Here is a 2,348-nt window from a genome sequence, read left to right as displayed (position 1 = left end):
CGGGAGCGGTACTCCTCGTCCTCGCGGTCCTCGGCGCGGTCCTGTTCCCGGCGTTCCCGTACCTCCGCCCCGTGCTCGTCAACGTGCAGACGGCGCTCCAGTTCCTCGGCGCGGCGCTGCTCCTCGGGAGTCGAATGACCCTCGCGCTCTTGTTCGCGCAGCGATTCGAGCTCTTGTTGCAAGGCATAGTCCCGCGGGCGGGCCGGCTCGTCAGGGTTAGTCATGGTGCATTACCTCCCGAGGTCGTACGGCGGGCGGTCCTTCCCTCAGATCGTACTTCCGCACCCCTGCCAGAGCGGGGCGGGCCGCCGTGCTCGTTGACCGTGTTCCCTCGAAGACCACCCGGTCGGCCAGAGCGCCTGTTCGGCACCAGCCGCTGACGCGGTCCACCAGCTCGCGGAAGCGCAGAGTACCCAGGTCTGGGCGCCCCTTATCGTTATCGGCATCGAACCGACGGTCGCCCATATCGGCGGTGCGTGTGCCGTCACCGCAGCCAGCCGGCCAACGGCTCGAGGTTGGCTAGCGTCCCTGGCGGGCCTCGGGTTCTCCTTGACTGGCAGGGCTGCCGTCGTTTTACCCTGGTGTCGACTCCATGCGGAGGGGCGGTGGGCGCCGAGAGGGGCACGCGTTGGATGTCGTCATTGTGGGGGGCAGTGCCGCGGGCCTGTTTGCCGGGCTGCTGCTGGCCCGGGCCGGGCACGAGGTCCTAGTCCTCGAGCGGGACTACCTCCAGCCTGCTCCGGACGTGGAATCCGCCGCCGCGGCGGCGTTCCGCCCTACGGCGCCGCAGATCGTCCAGCCGCATATCGTCATGGCCCGATGCCGTCAGCTTCTCATCGAGCACCTGCCTGATGTGTATGCGGGCCTGCTGGCCGCCGGGGTGACCGAGGCCCCGCTGCGGACTCAGATGCCGGGCTCGCTGTCGGACACCGCGGACCGGCCGGGAGATGAGCGGCTTACCCCGATGATGACCAGGCGGTCCACCGTCGACTGGGTGCTGCAGCGGGCCGCGGCGGCCGAGCCGCGGGTCACGGTGCGGTGCGGGGTGAAAGTCACCGGGCTGCTCACCGCCGTCGGCCGCCCTAGTGGCCGGCCGCCGCACGTGACCGGCGTGCGCACCGACCGCGGTGACCTGGCTGCCGACCTGGTGGTCGACGCCACCGGCCGCCGCTCGCCGATTGATGACTGGCTGACGCAGATCGGCGCCCGGATCACCGCCACCTCGCGGGCCGAGTGCGGGATCGCCTATTTCAGCCGCCACTACCGGGTACGCCCGGGCGTCGGGCTGCCCGCCCCGCTGGTCACCCGGATCGTCGTGGCGCTCGATGAGTTCCTGGCCGGCAAGTGGGGCGGTGACAACGGCGCGGTGCAGCTGGTTGTGGCGCCGCTGGCCGCCGACCACCGGTTCCGGACGGCCCGCGACCCGCAGGTGTTCACCGCCGTCCTGCGGACCATCCCCACCTACCGGGCCTGGCTGGCGGTGATGGACCCGATCACCGACGTGTTCCCCATGGCCGGGCTGCACAACACCCTGCGCCGCCTGGTGGTCGACGGGACTCCCGTCGCCACCGGCCTGCACGCGATCGGCGACTCGGTCTGCACCACCAACCCGACCCTCGGGCGCGGCCTGGCGCTGGCCTTGTCCGGCGCCGTCGACCTGACCGATGCCGTCGGCGAGCATGCTGCCGATCCCGCCGCGCAGGCGCTCGCCCTGGACCGCCTCGTCGGCGCGCATGTGGTGCCGTTCTACCACGATCAGGCCGTGATCGACGCCGGGCGGCTGGCGATGATGCGGCACACCATCTTCGGCGCTCCACCGCCGCCGCCATCCCGGACTCCCGGCCGGGTCACCTATTCCCAGCTGCGCGTGGCCGCGTCCTACGATCCGATCGCCTTCCGCGCGTTCTGGAAGATCAACGGGATGATCTGCCCGCCCGTCGAGGTCTACACCGACCCGGATGTCGTAGCGCGCACGCAGGAAACTCTCAGACGGCACGGCACCGCGCCGCCAGTCGCCCAGCCAACCCGGGAGCAGCTCCTCACCGCCCTTACCCGGTAGAGGCCCTCCATACTGGCTCGCTCACCTAGCCACAGCCGATCGTCCGCCCTGGCGGCTTCTACGAAACCGCGCCGAACGACGGATCCGGTACCTGCGGATGCGCAGCTTGGCTCGTCGAAGGCGATAACCGGGGATCAGGAGCCTTTGGCCAGGCGGAGGATCTCCTCGAATGCCTCCGCGTTTCCCATCGCGTCGTTCACGGGGTTGTGGTCATGGGCTGTCTTTCTCAGTCGTTTCCAGCCCTGGGTGTCGCTCCAGTCCCGGTTCAGGCCGGCCCAGAAGTCGCCGA

2 protein-coding genes are annotated in these 2,348 nt (G+C 70.4%); one reads left to right on the top strand and one right to left on the bottom strand.

Annotation, left to right across the window (positions count from 1 at the left end; genetic code table 11):
* On the bottom strand, positions 1-224 hold a 224-nt coding region (locus tag WA805_RS03275), incomplete at its 3' end, for a hypothetical protein (protein ID WP_422286397.1).
* Positions 225-592: 368 nt separating this feature from the next.
* Between WA805_RS03275 and WA805_RS03270 the strand changes: the two genes are divergently transcribed.
* Positions 593-2,059, top strand: coding sequence for an FAD-dependent oxidoreductase (locus WA805_RS03270; protein ID WP_425241610.1), 1,467 nt, complete (start codon positions 593-595; stop codon positions 2,057-2,059).
* Positions 2,060-2,348: the final 289 nt, after the last annotated feature.

Source organism: Trebonia sp. (assembly GCF_049794275.1).
Classification (GTDB): Bacteria; Actinomycetota; Actinomycetes; order Streptosporangiales; family Streptosporangiaceae; genus Trebonia.
Note: the sequence above shows the minus strand (reverse complement) of the source record. Positions and strands in the feature narration are given on the sequence as shown.